Source organism: Companilactobacillus alimentarius DSM 20249 (assembly GCF_002849895.1).
GTDB classification, from domain to species: Bacteria; Bacillota; Bacilli; order Lactobacillales; family Lactobacillaceae; genus Companilactobacillus; species Companilactobacillus alimentarius.
Genome location: NZ_CP018867.1, coordinates 841,657 through 866,902 on the forward strand (window position 1 = coordinate 841,657; position 25,246 = coordinate 866,902).

Annotated in this window: 33 protein-coding genes, 2 tRNA genes and 1 other annotated feature; of the genes, 6 read left to right on the forward strand and 29 right to left on the reverse strand. The window is 35.2% G+C overall.

What is annotated here, in order from left to right; genetic code table 11:
• Window positions 1-3: 3 nt before the first annotated feature.
• The 5 genes from rsmB to gmk form a co-directional block, all read right to left on the reverse strand.
• A complete protein-coding gene (rsmB, locus tag LA20249_RS04070) occupies window positions 4-1,332 on the reverse strand; it encodes a 16S rRNA (cytosine(967)-C(5))-methyltransferase RsmB (RefSeq protein ID WP_057740114.1) in 1,329 nt (442 codons plus the stop codon).
• Complete coding sequence (gene fmt, locus LA20249_RS04075) at window positions 1,322-2,272, reverse strand: methionyl-tRNA formyltransferase (RefSeq protein ID WP_057740112.1); 951 nt, start codon at window positions 2,270-2,272, stop codon at window positions 1,322-1,324. Before fmt ends, rsmB begins: the two co-directional genes overlap by 11 nt.
• 11 nt (window positions 2,273-2,283) lie before the next feature.
• Entirely contained in the window at window positions 2,284-4,692 is a 2,409-nt protein-coding gene (gene priA / locus LA20249_RS04080) for a primosomal protein N' (protein WP_057740110.1), read from the reverse strand.
• A gap of 79 nt (window positions 4,693-4,771) precedes the next feature.
• Window positions 4,772-5,029 carry a DNA-directed RNA polymerase subunit omega gene (gene rpoZ, locus LA20249_RS04085; protein ID WP_057740107.1) on the reverse strand — a complete coding sequence of 86 codons (258 nt, stop codon included), beginning with the start codon at window positions 5,027-5,029 and terminating at the stop codon, window positions 4,772-4,774.
• Between the two features lie 4 nt (window positions 5,030-5,033).
• Window positions 5,034-5,645 carry a guanylate kinase gene (gmk, locus tag LA20249_RS04090; protein WP_057740105.1) on the reverse strand — a complete coding sequence of 204 codons (612 nt, stop codon included), beginning with the start codon at window positions 5,643-5,645 and terminating at the stop codon, window positions 5,034-5,036.
• Window positions 5,646-5,825: 180 nt separating this feature from the next.
• Between gmk and LA20249_RS04095 the strand changes: the two genes are divergently transcribed.
• Complete coding sequence (locus LA20249_RS04095) at window positions 5,826-6,146, forward strand: hypothetical protein (protein WP_057740103.1); 321 nt, start codon at window positions 5,826-5,828, stop codon at window positions 6,144-6,146.
• Here LA20249_RS04095 and recN read toward each other — a convergent pair.
• The 15 genes from recN to LA20249_RS04170 form a co-directional block, all read right to left on the reverse strand.
• A complete protein-coding gene (recN, locus tag LA20249_RS04100; protein ID WP_057740100.1) occupies window positions 6,138-7,835 on the reverse strand; it encodes a DNA repair protein RecN in 1,698 nt (565 codons plus the stop codon). The two genes, LA20249_RS04095 and recN, sit on opposite strands and share 9 nt — an antisense overlap.
• 8 nt (window positions 7,836-7,843) lie before the next feature.
• Complete coding sequence (locus LA20249_RS04105; protein WP_057740098.1) at window positions 7,844-8,668, reverse strand: TlyA family RNA methyltransferase; 825 nt, start codon at window positions 8,666-8,668, stop codon at window positions 7,844-7,846.
• Window positions 8,669-8,678: 10 nt separating this feature from the next.
• Complete coding sequence (locus LA20249_RS04110; RefSeq protein WP_057740096.1) at window positions 8,679-9,527, reverse strand: polyprenyl synthetase family protein; 849 nt, start codon at window positions 9,525-9,527, stop codon at window positions 8,679-8,681.
• A gap of 2 nt (window positions 9,528-9,529) precedes the next feature.
• Complete coding sequence (locus LA20249_RS04115; protein WP_057740094.1) at window positions 9,530-9,769, reverse strand: exodeoxyribonuclease VII small subunit; 240 nt, start codon at window positions 9,767-9,769, stop codon at window positions 9,530-9,532.
• On the reverse strand, window positions 9,762-11,111 hold the full coding sequence (gene xseA / locus LA20249_RS04120; protein ID WP_057740092.1) for an exodeoxyribonuclease VII large subunit: 1,350 nt from the start codon (window positions 11,109-11,111) through the stop codon (window positions 9,762-9,764). Before xseA ends, LA20249_RS04115 begins: the two co-directional genes overlap by 8 nt.
• Window positions 11,104-11,952: a bifunctional 5,10-methylenetetrahydrofolate dehydrogenase/5,10-methenyltetrahydrofolate cyclohydrolase gene (locus LA20249_RS04125; RefSeq protein WP_371861835.1), complete on the reverse strand. Its 849-nt coding sequence runs from the start codon at window positions 11,950-11,952 to the stop codon at window positions 11,104-11,106. Before LA20249_RS04125 ends, xseA begins: the two co-directional genes overlap by 8 nt.
• Window positions 11,953-11,991: 39 nt before the next feature.
• Window positions 11,992-12,396 carry a transcription antitermination factor NusB gene (nusB, locus tag LA20249_RS04130; RefSeq protein WP_057740088.1) on the reverse strand — a complete coding sequence of 135 codons (405 nt, stop codon included), beginning with the start codon at window positions 12,394-12,396 and terminating at the stop codon, window positions 11,992-11,994.
• A 5-nt stretch (window positions 12,397-12,401) separates the two neighbouring features.
• A complete protein-coding gene (locus tag LA20249_RS04135; protein ID WP_057740086.1) occupies window positions 12,402-12,821 on the reverse strand; it encodes an Asp23/Gls24 family envelope stress response protein in 420 nt (139 codons plus the stop codon).
• 23 nt (window positions 12,822-12,844) lie between these two features.
• Complete coding sequence (gene efp, locus LA20249_RS04140) at window positions 12,845-13,408, reverse strand: elongation factor P (RefSeq protein WP_057740084.1); 564 nt, start codon at window positions 13,406-13,408, stop codon at window positions 12,845-12,847.
• 136 nt (window positions 13,409-13,544) lie between these two features.
• Window positions 13,545-13,817 carry a 50S ribosomal protein L27 gene (rpmA, locus tag LA20249_RS04145; RefSeq protein WP_057740082.1) on the reverse strand — a complete coding sequence of 91 codons (273 nt, stop codon included), beginning with the start codon at window positions 13,815-13,817 and terminating at the stop codon, window positions 13,545-13,547.
• A 12-nt stretch (window positions 13,818-13,829) separates the two neighbouring features.
• Entirely contained in the window at window positions 13,830-14,174 is a 345-nt protein-coding gene (locus LA20249_RS04150; RefSeq protein WP_057740080.1) for a ribosomal-processing cysteine protease Prp, read from the reverse strand.
• A 2-nt stretch (window positions 14,175-14,176) separates the two neighbouring features.
• On the reverse strand, window positions 14,177-14,488 hold the full coding sequence (gene rplU, locus LA20249_RS04155) for a 50S ribosomal protein L21 (protein ID WP_057740078.1): 312 nt from the start codon (window positions 14,486-14,488) through the stop codon (window positions 14,177-14,179).
• A 9-nt stretch (window positions 14,489-14,497) separates the two neighbouring features.
• Window positions 14,498-14,565, reverse strand: a sequence feature (ribosomal protein L21 leader region).
• A gap of 44 nt (window positions 14,566-14,609) precedes the next feature.
• Window positions 14,610-16,178 carry a glycosyltransferase family protein gene (locus LA20249_RS04160; RefSeq protein ID WP_057740075.1) on the reverse strand — a complete coding sequence of 523 codons (1,569 nt, stop codon included), beginning with the start codon at window positions 16,176-16,178 and terminating at the stop codon, window positions 14,610-14,612.
• Window positions 16,179-16,268: 90 nt separating this feature from the next.
• Window positions 16,269-16,523, reverse strand: coding sequence for a hypothetical protein (locus LA20249_RS04165; protein WP_057740073.1), 255 nt, complete (start codon window positions 16,521-16,523; stop codon window positions 16,269-16,271).
• 100 nt (window positions 16,524-16,623) lie between these two features.
• A complete protein-coding gene (locus LA20249_RS04170; protein ID WP_057740071.1) occupies window positions 16,624-18,027 on the reverse strand; it encodes a carboxylesterase family protein in 1,404 nt (467 codons plus the stop codon).
• 186 nt (window positions 18,028-18,213) lie between these two features.
• On the opposite strand from LA20249_RS04170, the gene LA20249_RS04175 reads away from it, so the two are divergent.
• The 4 genes from LA20249_RS04175 (at window position 18,214) to LA20249_RS04185 (ending at window position 19,223) form a co-directional block, all read left to right on the forward strand.
• Entirely contained in the window at window positions 18,214-18,408 is a 195-nt protein-coding gene (locus tag LA20249_RS04175) for a hypothetical protein (RefSeq protein ID WP_057740069.1), read from the forward strand.
• Between the two features lie 191 nt (window positions 18,409-18,599).
• Window positions 18,600-18,722 (forward strand): hypothetical protein, encoded by a 123-nt coding sequence (locus LA20249_RS11970; protein WP_257790482.1) that lies wholly within the window; start codon window positions 18,600-18,602, stop codon window positions 18,720-18,722.
• A gap of 136 nt (window positions 18,723-18,858) precedes the next feature.
• Window positions 18,859-18,932, forward strand: a tRNA-Arg gene (locus tag LA20249_RS04180).
• Window positions 18,933-19,149: 217 nt separating this feature from the next.
• Window positions 19,150-19,223 (forward strand) — tRNA-Arg (locus LA20249_RS04185).
• 241 nt (window positions 19,224-19,464) lie between these two features.
• Here LA20249_RS04185 and LA20249_RS11975 read toward each other — a convergent pair.
• The 3 genes from LA20249_RS11975 to miaA all read right to left on the reverse strand — a co-directional run bounded on the left by LA20249_RS11975 (window position 19,465) and on the right by miaA (window position 21,854).
• On the reverse strand, window positions 19,465-19,593 hold the full coding sequence (locus tag LA20249_RS11975) for a hypothetical protein (RefSeq protein ID WP_257790483.1): 129 nt from the start codon (window positions 19,591-19,593) through the stop codon (window positions 19,465-19,467).
• 88 nt (window positions 19,594-19,681) lie between these two features.
• Entirely contained in the window at window positions 19,682-20,935 is a 1,254-nt protein-coding gene (locus LA20249_RS04190; RefSeq protein ID WP_057740068.1) for a methionine gamma-lyase family protein, read from the reverse strand.
• Window positions 20,928-21,854 carry a tRNA (adenosine(37)-N6)-dimethylallyltransferase MiaA gene (miaA, locus tag LA20249_RS04195; RefSeq protein WP_057740066.1) on the reverse strand — a complete coding sequence of 309 codons (927 nt, stop codon included), beginning with the start codon at window positions 21,852-21,854 and terminating at the stop codon, window positions 20,928-20,930. Before miaA ends, LA20249_RS04190 begins: the two co-directional genes overlap by 8 nt.
• 86 nt (window positions 21,855-21,940) lie before the next feature.
• Here miaA and LA20249_RS04200 point away from each other — a divergent pair, with 86 nt between their 5' ends.
• Window positions 21,941-22,135, forward strand: a complete 195-nt coding sequence (locus LA20249_RS04200) for a DUF3042 family protein (RefSeq protein WP_057740063.1) — start codon at window positions 21,941-21,943, stop codon at window positions 22,133-22,135.
• Between the two features lie 57 nt (window positions 22,136-22,192).
• On the opposite strand, the gene LA20249_RS04205 is transcribed toward LA20249_RS04200, so the two are convergent.
• The 6 genes from LA20249_RS04205 to rpmG are packed head-to-tail and all read right to left on the reverse strand — an operon-like array spanning window position 22,193 to window position 25,231.
• Window positions 22,193-22,600, reverse strand: a complete 408-nt coding sequence (locus LA20249_RS04205) for a rhodanese-like domain-containing protein (protein WP_057740061.1) — start codon at window positions 22,598-22,600, stop codon at window positions 22,193-22,195.
• 12 nt (window positions 22,601-22,612) lie between these two features.
• Window positions 22,613-23,575, reverse strand: a complete 963-nt coding sequence (locus LA20249_RS04210) for an ROK family glucokinase (RefSeq protein ID WP_057740059.1) — start codon at window positions 23,573-23,575, stop codon at window positions 22,613-22,615.
• On the reverse strand, window positions 23,572-23,805 hold the full coding sequence (locus tag LA20249_RS04215; RefSeq protein WP_083477979.1) for a YqgQ family protein: 234 nt from the start codon (window positions 23,803-23,805) through the stop codon (window positions 23,572-23,574). Before LA20249_RS04215 ends, LA20249_RS04210 begins: the two co-directional genes overlap by 4 nt.
• A complete protein-coding gene (locus LA20249_RS04220; RefSeq protein ID WP_057740057.1) occupies window positions 23,798-24,469 on the reverse strand; it encodes a rhomboid family intramembrane serine protease in 672 nt (223 codons plus the stop codon). Before LA20249_RS04220 ends, LA20249_RS04215 begins: the two co-directional genes overlap by 8 nt.
• Before the next feature lies 1 nt (window position 24,470).
• Window positions 24,471-25,028 (reverse strand): 5-formyltetrahydrofolate cyclo-ligase, encoded by a 558-nt coding sequence (locus LA20249_RS04225; protein ID WP_057740055.1) that lies wholly within the window; start codon window positions 25,026-25,028, stop codon window positions 24,471-24,473.
• 53 nt (window positions 25,029-25,081) lie between these two features.
• Window positions 25,082-25,231, reverse strand: coding sequence for a 50S ribosomal protein L33 (gene rpmG / locus LA20249_RS04230; protein ID WP_075887565.1), 150 nt, complete (start codon window positions 25,229-25,231; stop codon window positions 25,082-25,084).
• Between the last annotated feature and the right edge of the window lie 15 nt (window positions 25,232-25,246).

Consider the following 25,246-nt stretch of genomic DNA (forward strand, 5'->3'; position numbering starts at 1 on the left):
TCTTTAATTTTTTCTAACAAAAGCTGCTACAAAGAAACCATCTGTAAAGTAATCACTTGGGAAGATTTTCAACATTCCGTGAGTGATCGAACCATCTAAAGCTGGTTCATGTTTGACTGGAATCAAATCAAAATTTAAATGCTTGTCAAGAAACTTCTTTACTACTATTTCATTTTCTTCGTCGTCAAAAGTACAAGTACTGAAAACTAATTTACCATTTACTTCTAGTAAATCAACCATGCTATCCAAAATTTCTAACTGAACTCGTTGAAGATTTTCCAAATCTTCGGGCTTTCTAAAGAATCTTAATTCTGGCTTTCTTCTCATCAAACCTAAACCAGAACATGGAGCATCTACCAAGATACGATCAAATTTAGTATTGAGTAGATCCTTTGCTTTTCTCGCATCAACAGCACCCGTACTAATAATATCGCCATAGCCCATTCTTTGACCGTTATCACGAACTAATTTAGTTTTATGCTTATGAATATCTAAAGCAACTACCTCACCGTCTTTTAAATAACTAGCAATGTGAGTCGTCTTGCCTCCAGGTGCAGAGCAAGCATCCAAAACCTTGCTATCAGGCTTGATATCAAGAGCTGGTGCCACTAACATAGAGCTTTCATCTTGAATAGTGTACAAACCGTCTCTAAATTCCTGAGTATCTACTAAGTTACCACTCTTACAAATTAACCCCACCGAAGAAATTTTACTTGGTGAAACATCAAAGCCCTTTTTATCCAAAATTTCCTTTAAATCAGCAACAGTTGTCTTATTAGTGTTAACTCGAATAGAAATATGTGAAGGTTGATTGATTGAACCTAAGATTTCCTTAGCCTTGGCCTTGCCTTGTTGATCAATAAATAAATCCACTAGCCAGCGAGGTACACTGTTACGCAAACTTAGGTCGTAGACAGAGTCGCTCTTAGGCAGTTCTTTATAGCCATGACGTTGATAATTTCTCAAAACGGCATTTACTAAATTACCAGCCCCACGTCCAGCTTTTTGTTTAGCTATTTCAGTTGATTCATTTAAAACTGCATGGGCTGGTATCTTGTCTAAAAATTGTAATTGATAAATGGCGCTCATCAATAACAAATCAAGCCATAGTTCAACTTTTTTATCCTTATCTTGTAAATAAGGTTTCAATTGGTACTCTAAAACGTACTTATGTTGAATTACACCATAGACAATATTAGTCATTAAACGACTGTCAGCATCTGATAAATCAGAATTCTGAAGTAAGTTGTTAATTTCAATATTTGAATATGCTTTATTTTGGAAAACTCTAGTTAGAGCTATAACTGCTAATGCTCGAGGATTATTTTTCATCGATTATTTGTTGTCCTTTTTTAAGATCTTTGCCTAAACCATTCATGTAGTTGGCAATATCCATAATTTTTTTACCGGCTGGTTGAATACGTTTGATTGAAAGTCCCTTTTTATCGCCAGCAACGATCACCAAACGCTTTTTGCCTAGGTCATAAATACTACCAGTTGGTAATTGCGTATCAATTGTTTCTACTTCAGTCTGATAGAGCTTAGTTCTTTGTCCATTTAACATCACCCAAGCACCTGGATCAGGACTCAAAGCTCTGATTTGATTAAAAATCGTTTCAGCGGGTTTGGTAAAGTCCAAATGTTCCTGATCTTTAGTAATATTAGGCGAGAAAACTACCTTTTCAGGATCTTGCTTGATCGGTTTAATATCACCACTCAAGATCTTAGGAATAGTATCAAGCAACAATTCACGTCCAACTATTGCTAATTTTTCAAACAAACTACCGTTATCATCAGTCTTTTCAATCGTTAGTTTCTCTTGACTGATGATATCGCCAGCGTCCATCCCTTTAACCATATACATAATGGTAATACCAGTCTCTTTGTCGCCATTGAGTAACGACCATTGAATTGGAGCTCCACCACGGTACTTTGGTAGTAGTGATCCATGGACGTTGATAGCGGCCACTTTGGCAGAATTCAAAAATGAAGTTGGTAAAAATTGGCCGTATGCAGCCGTAATAATTAAGTCCGCTTGCAGTTCCTTTAATTCAGCCACCTCTGGACTACCAGATAACTTGGCTGGTTGAAAAAGTTTAATATGCTCATCTTCAGCAATTAATTTAACCGGACTTTTTTGTAGCTTTTGCTTCCGACCAACTGGCTTATCTGGTTGAGTTACCGCTGCAATTATGTCATAACCTTCCTTAAGAAGTCCCCGAAATACCGTTGCGGAAAATTCTGGTGTTCCTAAAAATATAACTTTTGTCATTAAATCACCCTTTAATCTATATGTTGTGGTTCATTATCAATTGCAATCGTAAATCCTTTTTTGGCATCCGCCTGGGTCTCATTTAAAATTTCTAGTAATTTGTCATGCAATTTTGGTTCATGCTTATATTTTACAATAATTTGATAATAATATTTGTTTTGTTTACGTGAAATCATCGTGGGACTAGGACCAAGTAAGATAGCATCTTTAGACAGAGCTGTTTGTAACTGTTTCTTTAACCAATAACTCTGTTTCAATGTCTGACCTTCGTCTTTATTAGCCACACTGATCAAGGTTGTAAAATAATACGGCGTGTAATTGGATTGATGGCGGAGATACATTTCCTGTTTGAAAAATGTCTCGTAATCTTGCTTGGCGGCGTCCTTGATAGCATAGTGATCTGGATTAAAGGTCTGAATAACCACACGACCAGTCTTTTTAGCTCGACCCGCACGACCACTAACTTGTGTCAACAGTTGAAAGGTCCGCTCACTAGCCCTAAAATCAGCCAAACTCAAAGTGGTATCGGCATTGATTACACCAACTAAAGTAACATCTGGAAAATCCAACCCTTTAGCAATCATCTGTGTTCCTAATAGAATATCAGCTTGATGACTGCCAAATTTTTGAAGAATCTTAGCATGTGCGCCCTTTCTTCTAGTCGTATCAACATCCATTCTCAAAACTCGTGCTTCGGGAAATAGATCATTTAATTGCTGTTCAATATTTTGTGTGCCGGTTCCATAAAAACCAATTTTTTTACTTCTACAGTTAGGACAACTATTAGGAACAGGTTCTTCGTGACCACAATAGTGACACTTCATTTTGCCGAGATCCTTATGGTAAGTCAACGAAACATCACAATTTGGACACTTCAAGACAAATCCACACTCTCGACACATCATAAATGAAGAATATCCACGTCTATTTAACAAAATAATTGCTTGATCATGATTTTCTAGAGTTGCTTGCAAATTATTTTTCAATACTGGCGAAAAGTCACCTTTGATGGATGAATTTTCAGCGTCACGCATATCCACTATCTGTACATGTGGCAAATTCTGATTATTGATCCGTTTTTTCATCCTGATCAAGTGATAAACACCCTTTTCAGCTCGTGCTCTTGACTCCAGAGATGGTGTTGCACTTCCCAAGACAACGGGACAATGGTTAACTTTTGAACGCCACAACGCTACGTCACGAGCATTATAGCGTGGATTATCATCTTGTTTATAACTTGCTTCATGTTCCTCATCAATAATAATCAAGCCAATTCTTTGCAACGGGGCAAAAACGGCGCTCCGAGCTCCAACGACTACTTTAACATCTCCATTTTCAATTCTAGTCCACTCATCATATCGCTCACCACTGGACAAACCACTGTGTAAAACGGCTACTTGATTGCCAAAGCGGCCTACCACACGATTGACCATTTGTGGAGTTAAGGAAATCTCTGGAACTAACATTAAAGCTGTTTTATCTTGTTGCAAAGCTTTTTCAATTGTCTGTAAATAAACTTCGGTTTTTCCACTACCAGTAACACCTTCAATTAAAAAAGTTTCTGGCTGTTCCCTACTGATAGCCTGACCAATTTGATCAACAGCCACTTGTTGCTCATCAGTTAATTCTAACTTTGTAGTCTTTTCAGGATTAATTCCTTCCGGCTTACGTAATTTAGTTACCTCAACAATTTTTAACAACTTATTTTTTTCAGCCGTCTTTATTGCAGAACGTGCTATTCCAAAATTTTTCTGAAGCTCACTCATTTCAACCGGTAGATCATTTAAATGTTGTATTAAAAAATCCAATAATTTAACTTGTGATTTAGCATTCCCACGTAACTCATTTTTTGCTTCATGCAACTGAATTATATTCAAATCAGTCATAACTGCCTGACGTTTGATCTGTTGTGCCTTATTTTCGACCACATAACGAAGGTCAATTTTTTCATTCTTACGTAAACGATTGATCAAGCGAATTTGAGAATCGGTCAGAGAATTAGTGATTTCGAAAGTAGCTTGTCCTTGAAACAAATTTAAAACCTCTGGATCTGTCTTGTCCAACGGTATCGCATATTGTTTATACTTTGCGCGCATGACGCTTGGTAGCATTGTCTGCAAGCATGAGATTTGAAAAGAATAAGTCTTATCAGCTAACCAATACGAAAGTTGCAACATTTCATTAGATAAAACTGGCTTCAAATCAATCACACGTGAAATTGGTTTCAATTTTCCCTTGAAATCACTTTGATCCTTAGTTTTCATGACAAAACCTTGAATCTTCCTCTTGCCACGTCCAAATGGTACCTCGACACGCATCCCTGGAACCACTACATCATTCAGTGCTTCAGGAATTGAATATTCAAATGGTCTATTTGTCTGCATAGTAGGTACGTCTACAATTATCTCTGCTACTGTCATAAAAACCACCCATAAAAATAAATTTCTAAAAATAAAATAAAAAAGCCTCCACTAATTCAATAATCAGTGAAGGAATGATTTATTCGTCTTCTTCTTTTTTCTCTTCTTCAATCTTTTCAGCTTCTTTTTCAAGAAGAATTGAATTAGGATCAATTTCAATTTTATCGTCAGCAATTTCTTCAAGTGCACGACCGACTGTTCTTGGTGATTCGTACTTATTTAACAATTCAATATCACCATTTTCCAATTGGTGAGCACGCTTGGCAGCTAGAACTGCTAATGAGTAACGAGAATCAACTCGATCTAAAAGTTTATCAATTGATGGATAAATAATCATATTATCAATCTCCTATTATTTTTTTATATTTATCAATTACACGCGGCACTCTTAAGTGTTCGCTTCTAATTATACCTTCTATTTTTTCAACTGCATTAGGTATTTTATCATTTACGACGGCATAGTCATAGCTTGTCATCATTTCGATTTCGTTTTTAGCTTGAACCATACGTTTGTCGATAGTCTTTTCATCATCAGTTCCACGATTAGTTATACGATCTCTTAAGCTTGTCAAATCAGGTGGTGTAAGGAAAATAAACACACCATCAGGCATTTTTTCACGAACTTGCATCGCACCATTGACTTCAATCTCCAACAAAACGTCAATTCCAGCATCTAATTTCTGATTAACGTATTTTAGTGGTGTTCCATAATAGTGGTCGACATACTTAGCATACTCTAACATGCCGCCATTTTTTATTTCTTCTTCAAATTCCTCATTTGTTCGGAAATAGTAATCGACTCCATCGACTTCTCCAGGTCTCATTTGACGAGTAGTCATTGAAACAGAATAATCAAACTTGATTGATGAATTCTTCAGCATAGCTTTTCTAACGGTTCCTTTACCTACTCCTGATGGACCTGATAAAACGATTAACATTCCCCTTGTTGACATAATTAAATTATCCCTACTATCTATATAATATGGTATCTATCATGCAATAAAATCATATGATTTTCAAGGCTTTAAAACTTGTCAACACAAAAAAATTTAAGGAAATCAAAAAATAGAGTTGCTCTTTCGAACAAAGGTTCGTATAATAAAGATACAAACAAGTGTTCGGGGGATTTAAAAATGCAAGCAAAACAAGCATACAATCGTTTCACTACAAATTTAATCAATAATACCACTAACTTTATTAACAATAATTTTGATTTTAACATTGACAGTAATAAACAACTTCAAATTAAACAAATGCCTTTAATGCAATTAGAACTTTTCGCAGAACAGAGTTTTCAAAAAAAATCTTCTGTCATTATTACAATGTTAAACGATGAACGGTTTCAAGGCAAATTTATTTCACGAGTTAATCAAAATAAATACGTTTTTAAGGTAAGCGACGCCTTCTTTGAAATTGTTACACTCGATCGAATTAAATCAATTAATCTAGTCTAGTCGCTTCTGTTCGCCTTCAGCCAATTCTAATAATTCCTGCGCATGTTTTCTCGTTAAATCAGTGACCTTTGTACCAGCCAACATCAATGAAATAGCTTCAATTCTTTGGAGATCGTTAAGTAATGAAACTTTTGTTTCAGTTTTATCCTTAACGGTCTCTTTTTTGATTTCAAATTGAATATCACTCATAGCTGCAACTTGTGGTAGATGCGTGATACATAAAACTTGTAAGAACTGTGAAACCTTATATATCTTATCACCAATCGCCTGAGCCACACGACCACTGACACCAGTATCTATTTCGTCAAATACAATCGTCTCAACATTCATCTTTTCGGCGATAATAGCTTCAAAAGCCAAGATCACACGTGACAATTCACCACCAGAAGCTACCTTAACTAATGGCTTATAATCTTCACCAACATTAGTTTTTAAATTGAATTGGATTTGATCGATACCTTTATTTGATAAATTATCATCATCCAAGGATCTAAATGAAACGTCAAATTTAGCATCCGGCATATAGAGGTCCTTTAATTGATGATTAATTGATTTTTCTAATGCTGTTGCCGTTTTATGACGCTTTTTAGACAAAGATTTGCCTAATTCTAATAAATTAGCTTGAGCCTGCGCAATTTCTTGGGTTAATTTATCTTCAGTATCATCGTCTATATCAATCTTTTTTAATTCGTCGTGTGCTTTTTTATCAAATTCGATTACTTCATCTAAGGTAGGACCATACTTCTTTTTTAAATTATCCAAAGTTATCAGACGTTTTTGAATATTGTCTAAACGATTCTCGTCAAAATCCAAATTCTCCAATTGATCAGCAATCGTTGCGGCATTATCTTGCAATTGATAATAAGCCCCGTTGACGGAATCATACAATTCCTTATACGACTTATCGTAATCCATAATTTCTTCTAATTGATTCCGAACATTACCGAGCGCATCGACTACACCGACATTATTCTCAGATAATCCACGATAACTTTCCTGAAGTGCAGAGCTGATTTTTTCAAAGTTAGATAATTGATTCTTTTCATCCTCTAGCTTATCATCCTCGCCCTCTGTAACCTGAGCACTGTCAATATCTTCGATTTGAAATTTAAGCATGTCGATTCGTTGCGCTAAATTCTGTGAATTCTTTTGAATCATCCTTAAACGACTCTTTTTAGCTTGATAGGTCTCAAAGATTCGACCATATTCGACTAGATCCTGTTGAAATCCATCGTCAGCAAATCGATCCAAAATATTAATATGATTTTCCTCGTCTAATAATTCTTGCTGCTGATTTTGACCGTGAATTTCGACTAAAAATTTCCCTACTTGTCGTAAAACATTCGTCTTAACTAATTCATTATTAAGTCGACAAACATTTCGTCCCTTACGATTAATTTCTCGCTTAATGATAATCTGATTGTCATCGTGGACAATTCCATACTCGTCTAAAATAGCAAAAATAGGACTACTTGATCTAACTTCAAATAGTCCCTGCACATTTAATTGTTCTTGTCCCGTTCTAATAAAATCAATTGAGGACCTGCTCCCCACTAATAAGCCTAAGGCGTCGATAATAATTGATTTACCTGCCCCAGTCTCACCAGTTAAAGCCGTCATCCCACTTTTGAAATCAATTTGAAGTTTATTGATGATTGCAAAATTATTGATTATTAGTTTTTTTAGCATTATCTCACCTATTTATTAAGATTTGCATATGCTGCTTCCATGGTCTTTTCAACTGAAACGCTATCCAAAATTTTACCTGCTTGTTTTTGTTCAGGCTTTTGAATATGCATCAAAAATTCAATATTGCCTTCTCCACCTTTGATGGGAGAAAAGTCTAATCCAGAAACGATAAAACCGGCTTCTTTAGCAAAATTAGTAATTTTTTCTAAGACCATTTTATGTACTTTATGATCACGGACAATTCCGTGTTTACCAACATTTTCTGGTCCAGCTTCGAATTGAGGTTTAATTAAACAAACAGCATCAGAACCAGGCAAGATAATATTAAACATTGGTGGCAAAATTAACTCTAAGGAAATAAATGACACATCTGTCATCGCAAATTGAGGTAGTCCTTCATGAAAATCATCGGGTTTACTGTAGCGGAAATTTACCCGTTCCATGACCACGACACGATCGTCTTTGCGCAATTTCCAAGCTAGTTGATTATAGCCTACATCCAAGGCGTAAACTTTTTGAGCACCATTTTGTAAAGCCACGTCAGTAAAACCACCAGTTGAAGAACCAATATCCAAACAAATCTTATCTGTCAGATCAATATCAAACGACTTCAAAGCTTTTTCTAGTTTATAGCCGCCACGACTGACGTACTTACTGTGGGCGTTTTTTGCCAAGTGAAAAATCGTATCCGGATCGACCTTTTCACCAGGTTTATCAAAGCGCAAGTTATCTTGATTATAAACTTCTCCCGCCATGACTGAGCGCTTTGCCTGCTCACGAGATTCAAATAAATTCTGTTCAACTAATAAAACATCAATTCTTTTTTTTGCCAATATGTGTCACCTATTCTTTGAAATAATCTAAAAAGCTTACCAATAAGTTCTTATCAAATTCAGTTTCCTTCAAAACAGAATTCAAGGCATCTTTTACCAAATCATTCAATTTTGTCTTTGTAGCTTCTTTACCAATCAAATTAGGAAAAGTATTTTTAGAGTTATCTTCCCCGTCATCAGCATCATTTAGGTCATCTTTTAATTGAAAAGCTAGACCAATATCATTAGCGTATTGAACTAAACGAGATGACAATTCATGATTAGCGCAAAATGCACCAATTGTAACTGCCGCTGTAATTAAATCGGCGGTTTTTTCTTTATGCAAAGTTGTTAATTCTTCTTCATTAAGAACTTTATTTTCCATAGTAATATCAGTCATTTGACCAGCAACCATACCCATGGGACCAGCATTGTGAGCTAAAATTCTAACGGCTGCCATACGTTTATCAGTATCCAAACTAGATTTAGCAATCCAATAAAAAGCCTGTGTCAACAATCCATCACCAGCCAAAACAGCTGGACCAACACCAAATTTTTTGTGATTTGCCAACTTACCCCGACGGTAATCAGAATCATCCATCTCTGGTAGATCATCATGGATCAAAGAGTAAGTATGCACTAATTCAATAGCTCCAGCTATATCATACATTTTTGATAAATTCTCTTGTTTAATACCACAAGAATAAGCTACGGCTAAAAACAACATTGGGCGAACTCTCTTACCACCTGCATCCAATGAATAAAGCATTGCATCTCTTAAGGTATCTTGTTTTATTTCTGTTCTTAACTTAGTATCTAAAAATTTATTGAAATCGGGTAACACTTGTTCACAAAAATCAGAGAAATTCTTTATTTCCATAATTAATCCTGATCCTTATCTTGATCTTTTTTAATATTGATCTCTTCGCCATCTTTAATCATAACTTTTGTAACAGTTTCCTCAGCATCACTGAGTGTCTTTTCTAGTTCTTTACTTAAAGTTACGCCTTTTTTAAATTTTTCCATGGCTTCTTCTAATGGAACATTACCCGATTCAAGATTGGTTACAATTGCTTCTAGATCAGCAAGATTTTCTTCAAAAGTTTTTTTCTTCTCAGCCATTCTTATCCTCACTTACTTCTTTGGTTACTAGCTTGACGTTACCATTTTTAACTCTCAGGTCAACCTCTTGGTCAACTTGATAATCTGTCACATCTCGTAAAACTTTACCCGATTTATCCACCGGAATCGCAAAACCACGGCTTAAAGTCTTAAGGGGGCTCAGAGAATCTAAACTAGCAACCTCACTATTAAATATATTACGATTTTTATTGATAACTTTGTTCACATTATTAATCAAAATCTGATATAAACGATTGACTTGATTCCCATAACTGTAGATTTGATCTCTGGGAGATGACTGTACCAAACGGTTAGCATATTGAATCAATTCTGTTTTAGATCTACTCAATGAGTTTGCAAAATTTTGTTGAAGTTTATCCTGTAAGTAGTCAACCTTTTGAAGATACACTTCGTATATTCGCTCAGGATGCTGTAAAAATACATTCTTAGCTAAAGAATCGACTCTATCCTTATAGTTACCAATAATCTTAGTTTGAGCATTGTAGAGCCTCATATTAAGATCCTGCAAATGAGCCAGGACATCTCGTAAAACAGGCGTAGCTAATTCAGCAGCAGCTGTTGGTGTGGCAGCTCTTAAATCAGCAACTAAATCAGCAATCGTAGTATCAGTCTCATGACCAACTGAACTAATAACCGGAATTTTACTTTGAACAATTGCTTGTGCAACGATCTCTTCATTAAAAGGCCACAGATCTTCAATCGAACCACCGCCACGACCAATAATAATTGTATCGTAATTTCCGTTCTCATTGATTCGTTCAAGTTGTTTAACAATCGTTGGTGCTGCCTCTTGTCCTTGAACCTGAGCAGGATACAAGACGATTTGAACTATTGGGAAACGTCTTTGTACTGTTGTCATAATATCATGAATAACCGCTCCGGACTGACTAGTAACCACTGCAATTCGTTTAGGAAATTGAGGGATCGCTTTTTTAGGCAAATCAAAGACACCCTGTTGTGCCAGTTTCTTTTTTAATTGCTCAAAAGCTAAATATAACGCTCCTAACCCGTCAGGTTCCATTGATTCCACATAAATCTGATAAGAACCACTCGGTTCATAAAGTGAAATTCTTCCTTTGACGAGAACTTTCATTCCTTCTTCGGGCTGAAATTTAACTTTACTAAAATTAGACTTAAACATAATTGCTGAAATCTTAGCTTTATCATCTTTTAATGAAAAATATTGATGGGCATTAGGACGCATTCGGAAATTGGATATCTCGCCCATCAAATAGACGTGTCCCAAATAAGGGTCCACGTCAAATTTTCTCTTCAAGTATTGTGTTAAAGCTGTAACGGTTAAATACTGTTCATTATCCATTTGCCCTGCCTTCGGCTAATTCGATCACTTGATCTACTAATGCAGTGATGGTCATTGGACCAACCCCACCGGGAACTGGAGTAATCATTGAAACCTTGTCTTTAACATCTTCAAAATCGACGTCACCACAAAGTTTCCCCTGATCGTCTCGGTCCATTCCAACATCGACTACAATTGCTTGATCTTTTACGTAATCTTTCTTGATAAATTTAGCTTGCCCAATGGCAACTACCAATACATCAGCCTTACTTGTTATTTCTTTGAGGTTCTTAGTATGAGAATGTGTGATTGTTACGGTAGCATTTCGATCCAACATTAATGCAGCAGTCGGTTTACCTACAATATTGCTTCGACCAACAATTACAACATTTTTTCCATCAAGGTCGACATTATAATGATCCAACATCATTAAAATACCTGAAGCAGTTGCTGGCTTAGTCAAAGGTGTTCCAATCCATAGATTTCCAACACTGATTGGTGTGAAACCATCGACATCTTTTCTAGGATCGATTGCTTCAATGACCTTGTCCTCATCAATATGATCAGGAACGGGTAATTGCACAATAAATCCATCAATTGTCGAATCGTTGTTTAATTCAGAAATTTTTTCCAATAATTCTTGTTCAGTAACGGTGGCATCGAAATGAATAAGTTGAAAATTGATTCCTAATTTTTCTGCGCGACGTTTTTTATTACGAACATACACTGCACTGGCACTGTTGTCCCCAACTAAAATTACGGCAAGTCCTGGCGTAACACTCTTCTTCTTGAGTGCCGCCACTCTTTGAGTCATAGTTTCGTCTAAAGCTGCTGCTACTTTTTTACCCTCTAATAATTCCATACTAATCACCATAAAAAGGCTGGCAAAAAATCACCAGCCTTACCCTTCTACAAAATTAGATAAAATACCATTAATGAAGGACTTTGAGTCCTTGTCGCCAAAATCACTAGCTATTTCAATTGCCTCATCAATAGCTACCTTTTTTGGTACTTCCAAACTGTTTTCCATTTCAAATAACCCGACACGTAAAATTGTACGGTCAATTCTTGACAATCGTTGCACAGTCCATTTGTTTTTCAAATGAACCGCAATTTTTTTATCAAGGTCATCTTGGTGTTCAATTACACCTGAAACTAAGAATGTCAAATAATCCGGAACGCTTTCCGTAGCTAAATCGCATAATTGCATGGTAGAAGAAATAGCTTCTTGCGGCGTATCCTGAGTAGTTTCAATAGAAAATAGTGATTGAACTGCGAGTTCTCTGATCTTATGTCTACTTATCACTAGTTTTATTCCTTTTTATCTGTTGTTACACGTTCTATTTCGCCAGTTTCCTTTTTAGCGATCAATCCTACAACATGTACATTAATTTCACTCAAGTCTAAATCGGTCATGAATTCAAGTTGTTCAATGGCTGATTTTTGGATCTCCAATGAAACTTTAGGGATCGAGACGCCATAGTCTAAATATACGTAAACATTAGCAGATATTTGATCATCATTAAATGATACGTCTACACCCTTGCCGTGATTGATAATGCCAAAGAGTGAATCAATTCGATTAGAAATTGTTCCACGCATTTCTACGACACCATCAACTTGGTTCGTGGCGATTCCAAGCAGGATTTCAATAACTTGATGTGATATTTCAACATTACCGTTTATTTTTCCACTATCTTGTTGTAGAGAAACATATTTTTGTTCAGCCATAAACTTATCTCCATAATCAGTTATTAATTAGCACGTGAAATGTAAGTACCATCTTGCGTATTAATAGTTAACATATCGCCTTCATTGACGAAGAATGGTACTTGCACAACTAAGCCTGTTTCCATTGTTGCTGGTTTTGAACCACCGGATTGTGTGTCACCCTTGATTGAAGCTTCTGTTTCTACAACTTTAAGATCAACTGTATTGGGAACATCTACACCAAGCGTTTCGCCACCGTACATTACAACACTGACTTCCATATTTTCTTTCAAATATTTCAATTCGTCTCTAATTTCATCACCAGGTAATGAAAGTTGTTCATATGTTGTTGTATCCATGAAGACATAATTGTCGCCATCAGCATATAGATATTGCATCTTTTTGTTTTCAATGTTAGCCTTTTCAACTTTAGCAGTTGATCTGAAAGTCATTTCTTGAACGGCACCTGTTCTTAAGTTCTTTAACTTTGAACGAACAAAAGCACTACCCTTACCTGGTTTTACATGCTGAAACTCAACAACACGCCAGATACCATCTTTTACTTCAATTGTTAAACCATTTTTAAATTCGTTTACTGAAATTGACATTTTTTTCTCCTTGGTTAATTAAATTCATCCTACAAAACACTATACATTATCTTACCAATATTTCGGGGTTAATGGCAATAACTCATACTTATTATATAAAAAAAAGAGGAACATTGTCCTCTTCTTCATCAATATATTAATATACTGAAACTTTCTTCTTGTCTTTGCCAAGTCTTTCAAACTTAACAACGCCATCTGTAAGAGCGAACAATGTATCGTCGCTACCACGACCAACATTAGCACCAGGATGAACCTTTGTACCACGTTGTCTATAAATAATTGCACCAGCAGTGATAGCTTGGCCATCAGCACGCTTTGCACCTAGTCTACGACCAGCAGAATTACGGCCGTTGGCAGTTGATCCACCACCCTTATGGTGAGAGAAAAATTGTAAATTCATTTTAAGCATGAAGTTTACCTCCTAATCAAGATCTATTTTATTTTTTTGTGCCTGAACTTCAATGTTTTTAGGATAGCTACCTTCGATATCTTTCAATATCCAAAATAAATTATCCAATAATAAAGCCGTATCATGGGATACTTCTTTATCAAACTGGCAACCAAGATGGCCACCGTTGACTTCATCTATGACGACTTGAGGACTAGCCTCAGTAAGTTTCTCCAGATTGTTGATGGTTCCAATTGTCACTGCGGAAACAGCGGCACAAACCAAATCCTGACCGTATGGTCCCGAATCGGCATGTCCTTTGATTAGGAAAGAATCGATCACTTGCTCTGAATTACGATGGAAACTTGCCTTTATCATAATTAAGCCTTGATACTATCGATAAGTACCTTTGTATATGGTTGACGGTGACCTGTCTTTGTATGTGAATGCTTCTTAGGTTTGTACTTGTAAGTAACAACTTTCTTTTCCTTACCTTGCTTTTCAACCTTACCAGAAACAGTTGCGCCCTCAACTACAGGACTACCAACTTTAACACTTTTACCATCAGAAACGAGGATTACATCATCAAATGTAACAGCGTCCCCTTCTTTGACATCAAGTTTTTCAACATAAATTGAAGAATTTTCTTCAACCTTATATTGCTTACCACCAGTTTTAATAATTGCGTACATAAGCGTACACTCCCTTCTAAGACTCGCCAACTAGGTGCACTAAGCTTAAACCTAGTTTTGAGCGGTTGTAGATGCAATAGCGATTGCAACTAATAAAATATAGCAAATTTCACATACTTTTTCAACTATCTACCATGATTTTTTTACTTGGACTACGTTTTTGTCTTACCCAAACATAAATTAAAATGATGATTCCAACTAGATTGATTGCCAACATCAAGATGCCTAATGGAGTATAACTTGAATGAATCTCAATAATATTCCTGTTTGGCTGCGTTCGAATTTGTACCGTGCCACGCTTGGAATTCTTTACCCGAACCTTTTCATTATTGATAGTAACGTTTATTCCAGCATAATTTTGAACAGGAATATCCATTGTAACAGCCTTCGGATTATAATATTGAACCCAATACTCATTTTTCTTCGTAAAAAATTGAATCTCTTGGGATTGTCCATTAATCAAAAATTGATTATTAGTGGTGGCTGCTTGATCATGATAATTTACTACATATTTTTTATAATCAATTTTCTCATGTAGATTCATCGGCGAAGTTGTTTGTAAATCCTTAGCTTGTAAAAAGTTTCCATATCCTAATCCCAATATTGCTACTAATAGAATCAATAATCGCAATATAACTGGGCTTTCCTGAAATAACATTAAGATAACCCTTATTCCAACAACAATGACGAAAAGACTAAAAATCATCTGGAATGATAAATTTAAGCGACTTAAATTAATTCCCTTTATATTGATTCCAAATAATAACAAATACGTTAACGGAATCAATTCTAAAATAATTATTTTGTAACTGAATGTCCCTGTCCAAAAAATAAACAACAACAATAGAACAAAAAGGATTGCGATCGCTAACAATAAATACTGATTAGCCAATTGTAAATGCATCCCGTTGAACCACTTAATAAAATTGAATTTAGCATAATCTGCTTGAATCAATTTCTTTGTTACTTGATCTTCAAGCATAACGCCCCAAAATCCTACAGTTAAAACTCCCGTCAACAATCCACTTTTTAGAATTTGTAAAAACCATTTTTTAAAATACTCTACAGAGTGTGTTTGTCGATTAAAAAATAGAATAATTGGCATCGGCAATATCGTTAAAAGTACACCCAAAGATACGATTGGGCTTGTCCAAATAATCAATGAAAGCCCTAAAGCAAATGTTAACCATTTTTTTGAATGTAAACTAAAAATTTGATAAATCCCAAAATAAACCATTGGCAAAAATATTAAGACTAAATAGTTTTCCAGTCTTTGTTCCTGATAGACCAAAAAGAATCTATTCAATGAAAAAGTATAAAAAGCTGAAAATAACAATGCTTCAAAAGTATTGTGTGAAAACTTTTTCATATAATAATAGGCACTCAAAGACGTTAAGTAGGTAATCACGACCATAAAGAGTAAAAAGCCAGCTAACAGATTTTGGCTCAAAAATAAAGCTCCGGGTAAAATCGTTAACCACGGACTATATAGATTCAATAAACTACCTGAATGATTCCAGTAATCAAAATTAATTGGCGTTGAAATATCTTCTAGGCTTTTAATGTGAGCAATGTTAAAGATCATTGTGTCCGTGATAGCAGTATTTCTGAAAAAAACAAATACATAAAATAAGCTAAATATTAAAAATATTATTCCTAAAATAATTTTTTTCCAAGAATTACTCGACATGCTTACCTCCTTTTATAGGATTTTTTAATAATTATACTAAAAAAGGACTGTGAAGAGTTCATTCAACACAATCCTTTAGAATATTCTTTTTCAATAAATTGGTAATGTCGTCATAACCATGTGTCCGATGATCAAAAAGAAAAATAGCGTTGCTAAAACTAGTTTACCACTGCTAAGTTTCAATCTTCTGATTACGCTCGTTATTAGTATCAAAGCAATAATTAACCCGATACCAATTAAAATCCCCATTAAATTACTAATAATCGCCTTTTGCGTTAAAAACGCTGCTATGACATCAATCAAAATGAAAGCAATTGTAATAACAAATGAAAACTTCCTTTTCAAATCGCCCACCTCTAAAATCCTAAACACCCAAAAAGGCGCTTAAATTTAAGCACAACAGCTTTATTATAAAGGCGGTATTTATTAATTGCAATATATTTTTTTATAACTTATATGATTGCCAAGGCAGATCTTTAGGATAACGATAATTAATTACTGAGACACTTTTGAGATCATCTGCGTCCAATTCCAATACTAAACGATCATCGTCATACGCAGGCCACTCGTATTTTATCTCTTCATTATAGGGCTTTCCATTTTCAATAAATTCTCTCAAAAGCTGTGTGATATAAGTCTGATTTTTTCGATAATCAATTTTTAATTCATTTGTTGGCCGATTCAAATAAGCTACGATACCACCATGCTTACCCTCCTCTACTTTGACGTAATTACAATATACTTCAGCATCGCTATTTTTCGTCAACAGTTCTGCTAACCTTCGAGCAGGTAAGGCATACATTGCCGTACCTAACATTTCGATCAAAGCAGCTTTAGAATCTGGTTCATGTAATAATTCCTTTTTAAAAATTGGCGCATTCTTTCCAAATAAATCAGGAAGGACTTGCCCTTCAATTTTCTCTTGATCCATATCCTCAAAAAATTTCAATTCGTTGCTACCCGCTGAAATCAAACTCTTAAAGCCTGTTTTTTTAACACGTGCTATTAATTTTTCCTGCCAATCATCAGAAATCAGATCCTGGTCGATTACCGGTCCAAACCAATTTGTAGCAAAATGATCTTCCAAAGCTTTTTCTTGAACTAATTGTAACCCATCATCAGTTAGGTTGAATAAGTCTTTACTCGATTTAATATTATTAGCTCGGCAAACTCTTTTAACAACCGCATCGGCGGTTTTCGAATCACGAATTGTCTGAACTCCCCCAGAGAAAAGAATAACTTTCTTGACCCGATCTAAAATACTGGAGTTTGATGCCATCAAAGCCGCAATAGACTTGGCACCAGCTGATAGACCTATCAAATTAATATTCTCTACATCTCCACCGAAACTTTTAGCATTGTCAATTACCCATTGAATACACATCAACTGATCTGACATACCAACGTTAGTATCGCCGCCATCAATCTTACCCCAACCAAATAACCCAAGACGGTAGTTAGGAACAACGTGGACAACTCCTTGGTGGTCTAGCCAAGACATTTGTTTTTGATAATTCCCTCCTGTAGTAAAACCTCCACCAAAGAATTCAATTACAATAGGATAATGTCCCTCAACATTAGGTGTACAAATATCTAAATTCAAACAATTTTCACCAAAACGAATTTTACTGTCGTTTTGCTTCAAGGCCTCATTTTGCATTGGTTGAATCCCGTTGTGTACTGCATACTGGAGCTTATTGATTTCATTTTTACCAAACTTAGTAATGGAGAACTCCTCAGCCCGCTTAAACCTGCGACCGTAACCAAAAGGAATCCCCAAAAAATCAAGATGATGATGATCAACAATTCCTTGATACGTACCAGTTGTAGTTTTTATAATCTTCTTCATCAAATAAACCCCCAATGAACGAAATATCAATTTAATTAATATTCTAAACCAATATTATTTTTCTACAAGAATTTAATGTAACCATTTTTACAAGAAAGCTATATAAAAATATTCATAAATTACCTTGTTTAGTTATTTAACCTTGTATATAATTTCAGAGATATGCTTTTAAGGGAGAGGAATTTTATGGTATTAACAGATGCACAAAAACGTGCCAATGAAAAATGGCATAAGAATCACCGTGAACGTGCCAATTATATTGCAATGCGTTCATCAGCTAGAAGTTTTATTAGAAAAAAATCAACTATTGACGATTTAGAGGAACTACAAGAAATAATCGATGGACGAAAAAAAGAACTTGCCAAATCATTAAATGACTAGATTTAGCTAATGTATGCCCTTACATTATAAAGATGTGTTTTTCCTGTAAAAAGTAAGACATATGTTTATATCAAATTTTATTTTTCTGATATAATTTATTTGTGGATGAGGTTAAGGAAGCCCTGTCCAGTAAGTGTTTTGTCCAGATGCTGATGACATTAAAAGCTGCAATTATTTCGGAGATGAAGATTATGAAATTGATAATTAGAATCAAGTCATTATTAAAAACCGAAAAAAACGATGCTTCCACACAAGATCGAGAAGTACTTTCTGAATTAGAGTCAGAAAATAAACCTTTCTTGTCCGGTAAGTAATGTTATTCAGTAAATTATTATTAGGGATGGTTCACTTAATTTATAAGTGAGCCTTTTTTTATATCAAAATTTTTCAGTTATCATCAAAATTACATTGACATCAACTCTATACTTTCACTATAATAGTAAAAGTGATGTCACAGTGGCTCAGTTGGATAGAGCAACGGTCTTCTAAACCGTAGGTCGTGAGTTCGAATCTCACCTGTGGCATAATAATACAATTTTAGAATGATTCTAAATACTTAAAGCAATTCATGATTGTTGTTAAATCAACGATTATGAATTGCTTTTTGTTTAAACATTTTAACCAATTCTAATTTTTTATATCTTTGTTCCACAACTTGCCCACAAAATTAATTATGCCTCTAAAAAATTTAAATTAATGATTGCAAGTTAAAGTACTTTTCACTATAATAGTACGAGTGATGTCACAGTGGCTCAGTTGGATAGAGCAACGGTCTTCTAAACCGTAGGTCGTGAGTTCGAATCTCACCTGTGACATTTTTTTATACTCTAAAAGTCGTCAGAATAAATTCTGGCGGCTTTTTTTATTAATAAAAATTAATTTTTAGATCAAAAAAAGACCCTTTCAAGAAGAAAGGATCTTTCCTTATTCATCGTTGAGGATAGAATTGCAACTTTCGTTGCTCATTTAATATATCATCTATCAACTAAAAAATCTTTATTTTAAAAGATACGTAAAAAAGTTGTAATAAATGATTAATATTGAATATAATTCTGATTACCCCAATTTCAATAATTTATTCATAGCTTCTTCAATTGACTTACCGCATGCAGAAACCCGAGTGTTTTTCTTATCGAATACGGTAAACAACTGACGTTTAGTATCTAAAGTCACTTTATATCTCATATTGCTTACCTCCAATTATTTGAATCCTAATTATACACCCATAAACAAAAAATACAATGAAATCAACTTAAAAAATATAATTATTATTCTATTTGAAAAATAATTCCTTACATGCATTGGCAATAGCAATTTTAACGTGCTCGAATGTTAACCCACCTTGGATATAAATGATGTATGGAGCACGCATAGGACCATCACATGAAAATTCAATACTAGCTCCTGAAACAAAAGTTCCGGCAGCCATAACAACTTTATCCTCATATCCAGACATTTCACTTGGTACTGGTAAAACATTGGAATCGATTGGTGAAAACTTCTGTACCATTTCAGCAAATTTGACCATTTTATCGGGATCGTTAAACTCAATAGTTTGAATCAAATCTGTCCGGTCAGCATCCCACTTAGGTGAAACGTTTAATCCTAATTTCTCAAAAATACCAGCTTCAAAGATGGCTCCTTTAATCGCATTGCCAGTTACTCTAGGTGCTAAGAAAAATCCTTGGAACATCTCTGACAGACGACCAATCGTTGGCCCCTCAGAAGCTCCGATTCCAGGTGCCGTTAGTCGATAACTAGCTAGTTCTACTAGATCTTTTTTACCGACAATGTAGCCGCCGACTTTAGCTAAGCCACCACCAGCATTCTTGATCAATGAACCTGCCATAATATCAGCGCCTACTTCAGTTGGCTCGATTGTCTCTGAAAATTCTCCATAACAATTGTCGACAAAAATAATTGCATTGGAAACTGTCTTAACTTGTTTAATTATTTCAGCTATCTCTGCAACTGTGAGACTCTTTCTAACTGAATACCCGCGAGATCTTTGAATGGCAATAACTTTAGGATTTTGGTCTTTAATCTTTTTCTTCATTAAATCAAAATCGACTTGATCTCCATTCATCTTTACATAGTCAAAGCCAATTTTGTAATCGATCAATGAACCACGTTTGTTCCCAGCCGTGCCGATTACTTCTTGCATCGTATCATATGGCTCTCCAGTAACATATAAAAGATTATCTCCTGGACGTAAAAGTCCAAACAAGGCAGTTGCTAGTGTATGGGTCCCTGAAACAAATTGTGGACGTACCAAAGCAGCTTCAGTTTTAAATACATCAGCATAAACTTGTTCTAGTTGGTCACGACCACGATCGTCATCGCCATAGCCAGTAGTTCCCAACAAACTACTCTCATCAATACTTTCCTTTCGAAAAGCCTCTAGTACCTTATTTTGGTTGTCCAAGACTTGTTCATCAATCTCCATTAACTTAGGAGCAATCATTTTATCTGTTTCCTTAATTACCTCTTTTAATTTATCTGGAAAAGCTGCATCCCATTTAGCCATGATATCCCCCTATAAATTTTTCAATCTTTTCTTCGATTGTTTTTTGATAATTATTATCATTACTGATATTATACCAATCCACATCCATCTGATTACGAAAATATGTAAATTGCCGCTTAGCAAAGTGACGAGAATTCTTTTTGATCTCTGACAGACAGCTTTCTAGAGAAGCTTTTTCTTCAAAATACGGAAACAATTCTTTATAGCCAATGGCATTTTTGGATTGGATAAAAATATCACGATGATCGAAAACATACTTTGCTTCATCCACTAATCCCAATTTAACCATTTTATCAACCCGTTGATTGATACGCTCATAAAGTTTAGGTCTATTATCTGTTAAACCAATCAAATAAAAATCAGCCCACTTATTTCCATTCTCCTGCTCCACAATTGATTTACCTGTTGTTTGATAAACTTCAATGGCTCGCATTAATCGTCGAGGATTTTCAATATCAATTTTTTCAAAAGCTTTAGGATCGTCTACCTTTAAAATCTCTTGCAGCCGTCCCAAACCCTCGTCTTCTTCAATTTTAAGCAGTCTCTGACGAATTTCTTTATTAGCCTTCATCTCTCCACCTAAATTCAAATTGTTAATCAGAGAGCTTAAATAAAAGCCTGTTCCACCTACAACAAAGGGAATCTTCTTTTGAGTATTTAATTCATTAATGATTTGTCGTGCTTTTTCTTGAAAATTCTTCACTGTATATCTTTGATCAGGATCACAAATATTTACCAAATGATGTGGAACCTCTTGTAACTCTTTAGGCGAATCCTTGGCGGTACCAATATCCAAATGTCGATAAATTTGCATCGAATCGCCCGAAATTATCTCACTATCAAACTTTTGAGCTAGTTTTAAACCCAAAGCACTTTTACCAACCGCCGTTGGTCCGACGATTGCAATAACTTTTTTCAAAAAATTACCCCACTTAATATAGTCTTTTATAGATATTTTAAAGGAAATAAGCCATAATGAGAACTAAAGACAGGAGGAAATATATTATGGCAAAAAATCAAAAACATTTACGTTTTGTTAAAGGCTTCCTTGTTGGTTCACTAACAACTGCTACAGCAGTTTATGGTGCATTGCATGCCTTTAAGAAAAAGGTTATCGAACCAGAAAACAAAGAAAGTGAACGTGTTGAGGAAAATCGTAAACGCGCTAACCGTAAGAGCCTACAAGCTCACCAAGGCTAATCTATCAATTTAATTACAAAAAATGCTGTGTCAGAAATTTTTCTGCACAGCATTTTTTTATAATTTAGTAGTCTTTTTAGTTTGACCTTCCCAATCAGAAAAGCGATCCTCTAACCACTTAACATCAGAAAAGTTCCATTTCTTCGTCAATTTGATAGCAGCACGAACACAAATATTCTTACTATCTCCGTATAAATATACAGGAAGATCAGGTCTCAATTCGCCCTCATTATACTTTAATTGCGTATAGGGAAGGTTTCTTGCACCTAGGATATGTTTTGCATCGAACGCATTTTTTTCTCTTAAATCAACAATTTGAGCTTTTCTCATTGTTTTCTCAAAGGTCTTTTGGTCAATGGAACCACCCATTTGTCTACCCTTATACCAGAAATAGAGCCATGATCCAACCCAATAGACTAAAAATCCTATTACGATAACATACAAAACTGCATTTAATACTTGCATTAACAAAAACCCCTAATCAACTTTAATCAATGAAGCAGCACCAATAACACCCGCACCGTTACCAAGACTAGCGAGTCTTAGTTCAGTAGAATCCTTGATAGTAGCAAATTCGTTTTTACGCATTGCTTTATCAACTTTGTTAAGTAAGAAATCACCAGCAGCTGAAACGCCACCACCGATAACGATATACTTCGGATTCAATGTATTGGCAATATTTCCAAGAACAAATCCAAGTGATTCACAAACATAATCAGCAACAATCATTGCTAGGTCATCATCTTTTTTAGCTAAATCGAAAACATCCTTAGCTGAAATATCTTGACCATCATCAAGCATGGCCTTTAATTCAGAAGACCCAGCATATTCAGAAGCACGATCTCTAGCTACACGAACAATCCCTGTAGCTGAAGCAATCGTTTCTAGACAACCTTTTTTACCACATGTACACATGAAACCATTAGGATCAACAGTAACATGACCAATTTCACCAGCAGCACCATTTTGTCCATGCAACAAGTGGCCGTTAGCGATGATACCACCACCAACACCAGTTCCAAGCGTTACGAAAACAACATCATTAGCATTATTACCAGCACCTTGCCATCTTTCGCCAAGAGCAGCCACATTAGCATCATTTTCAATTGTTACAGGGATTCCAGTTCCTTTTTGAATATCTCTAACTGGATAGACTGGATCTGTCCAGTTTAGGTTATAAGCACCTTTGATAGTACCCTCTTCAAAATTAATAGTACCTGGAGAACCCAAACCAATTCCATCGAATTGATCTGAACTCATGCCGTACATTTCAATATGATGATTAATTGAATCAATAATATCAGGAATAATTAATTGTCCATCAGAAAGGATATTTGTTTCAATACTCCATTTTTGTTGAATCTCACCTTTATCAGTGAGAATAGCAAATTTGATTGTTGTACCACCAAGGTCAACACCGATTAACTTTTTGTCTGTCACTTTGATCTGTCCTTTTCTTTCTTTTCTTCTTTTCTATGCTCCCGTTTTAAGACCAATTGAGCACTGATAAAAGTCTTTTTGTCGATCATTTGGCTCTCATATAACCGTTTAACTTCAATAAACATGAGCTCTATATCCCACAATCTCTTACCAACGTGAACATAGGTCCCAAATCTCTTTAATAACTGTTGAACGTCATAGAGAGTCGTAAAACTCATTCTATCATCCATAAACTACCATCCCTCTTGCGTACATGTAATAAGAAATGGCCACAATCACTACTAAAGCCAATATTCTAATTATCATTTTAGGACGCTTAATACCAGGTAAACTCAAAGCGTAGCCTAAGAAGAAACCTCCGACCGCACCACCGACGTGTCCCCAGATATTAATACTTGGCATAAATAGATCCAACAAGAGATTAATTACGATCAATCCTAGAAAACTTTTCCCGACTTCTGTCATAAACCGATTCTCACGATATATTAAAGCTAAAGATAGAAACGCTGCAAACATCCCGAAAATCGCAGTACTGGCACCTACAGAAATAGCATTTTCATTGCCAAAAGCAAAACTAGCTAAATTCCCAGTAATACCACTCAACATGTAAATCGTAAAAAAGCGCCAATGTCCGACCATCGGCTCTAATCTTTGACCAACATATAACAGTGTAAACCCATTCATGAAAATATGGAAGATACTTAGATGTAAAAATATTGGTGTAATCAAACGCCACCAATCACCAGTTTGTATACTGGAATTAGTCATTGCACCGAGAGTCATCAGTGTACTAGCATTCTGCGAACCACCAGACAGGACCTCAACTAGATATAGGCCAATAGTTACAACTAAGAGAGTCCATGTCACATAAGCATTGCTTTGTCTATTAAACATCTTATCTATCCTTATTGCTAAAAATTATTTTATCAACTGGTTTATCTAAAACATAAATTGGCCATGGTGCTTGCTCATAACATTGTTGTGATGAAGCCAAAGAAATGGTTTTAGTTGGATATTTGGCTAAGTAACGGTCAAAATAACCCGTTCCAGAACCTAAACGCTCATGCCTATCTTTAGAGAAAGCCAAACCCGGTACAATTAAAAGATCTGGCGGATCCATCAAATTATTATCATAATTTTTAGGCTCCTTACTCCCAAATGGACTTTCTTCAACTTCAGTGTCCTTAGTATATTTAACAAAGTTCATTGAGTAATCCGGAAAAGTCTTTGGAATATAGACTTCCTTTCCCATTTCAAAGCATTGATTAATAATAGGAAAAGTTGGTATCTCATCATCCATACTCAAAGTAATCCCAATACTTAATGCATTTTGAAAATCTAAATCATTAAAAAGCTGAAAATAAAGATCATTGAACTCCCTTTGAGCTTGATCAGATTTCATAAAATTATTGATGAGATCAAGCTGCTTTTTTCTAAAGCTAACTTTATCCAACTAATCACTCCCAATCCTAGTAAAAAAAAACAACAGGGATTTTAACCTGTTGTTTATTTTGTTTCACGATGCAATGTAACAGTACGTTCGCGTGGACAATATTTCTTAAGTTCAAGGCGATCGGGATTGTTACGCTTGCTCTTGTTTGTTAGATATGTACGTTCATGACATGAAGTACATTCCATTGTTATGTTTACTCTCATTATTGGAACATCCTT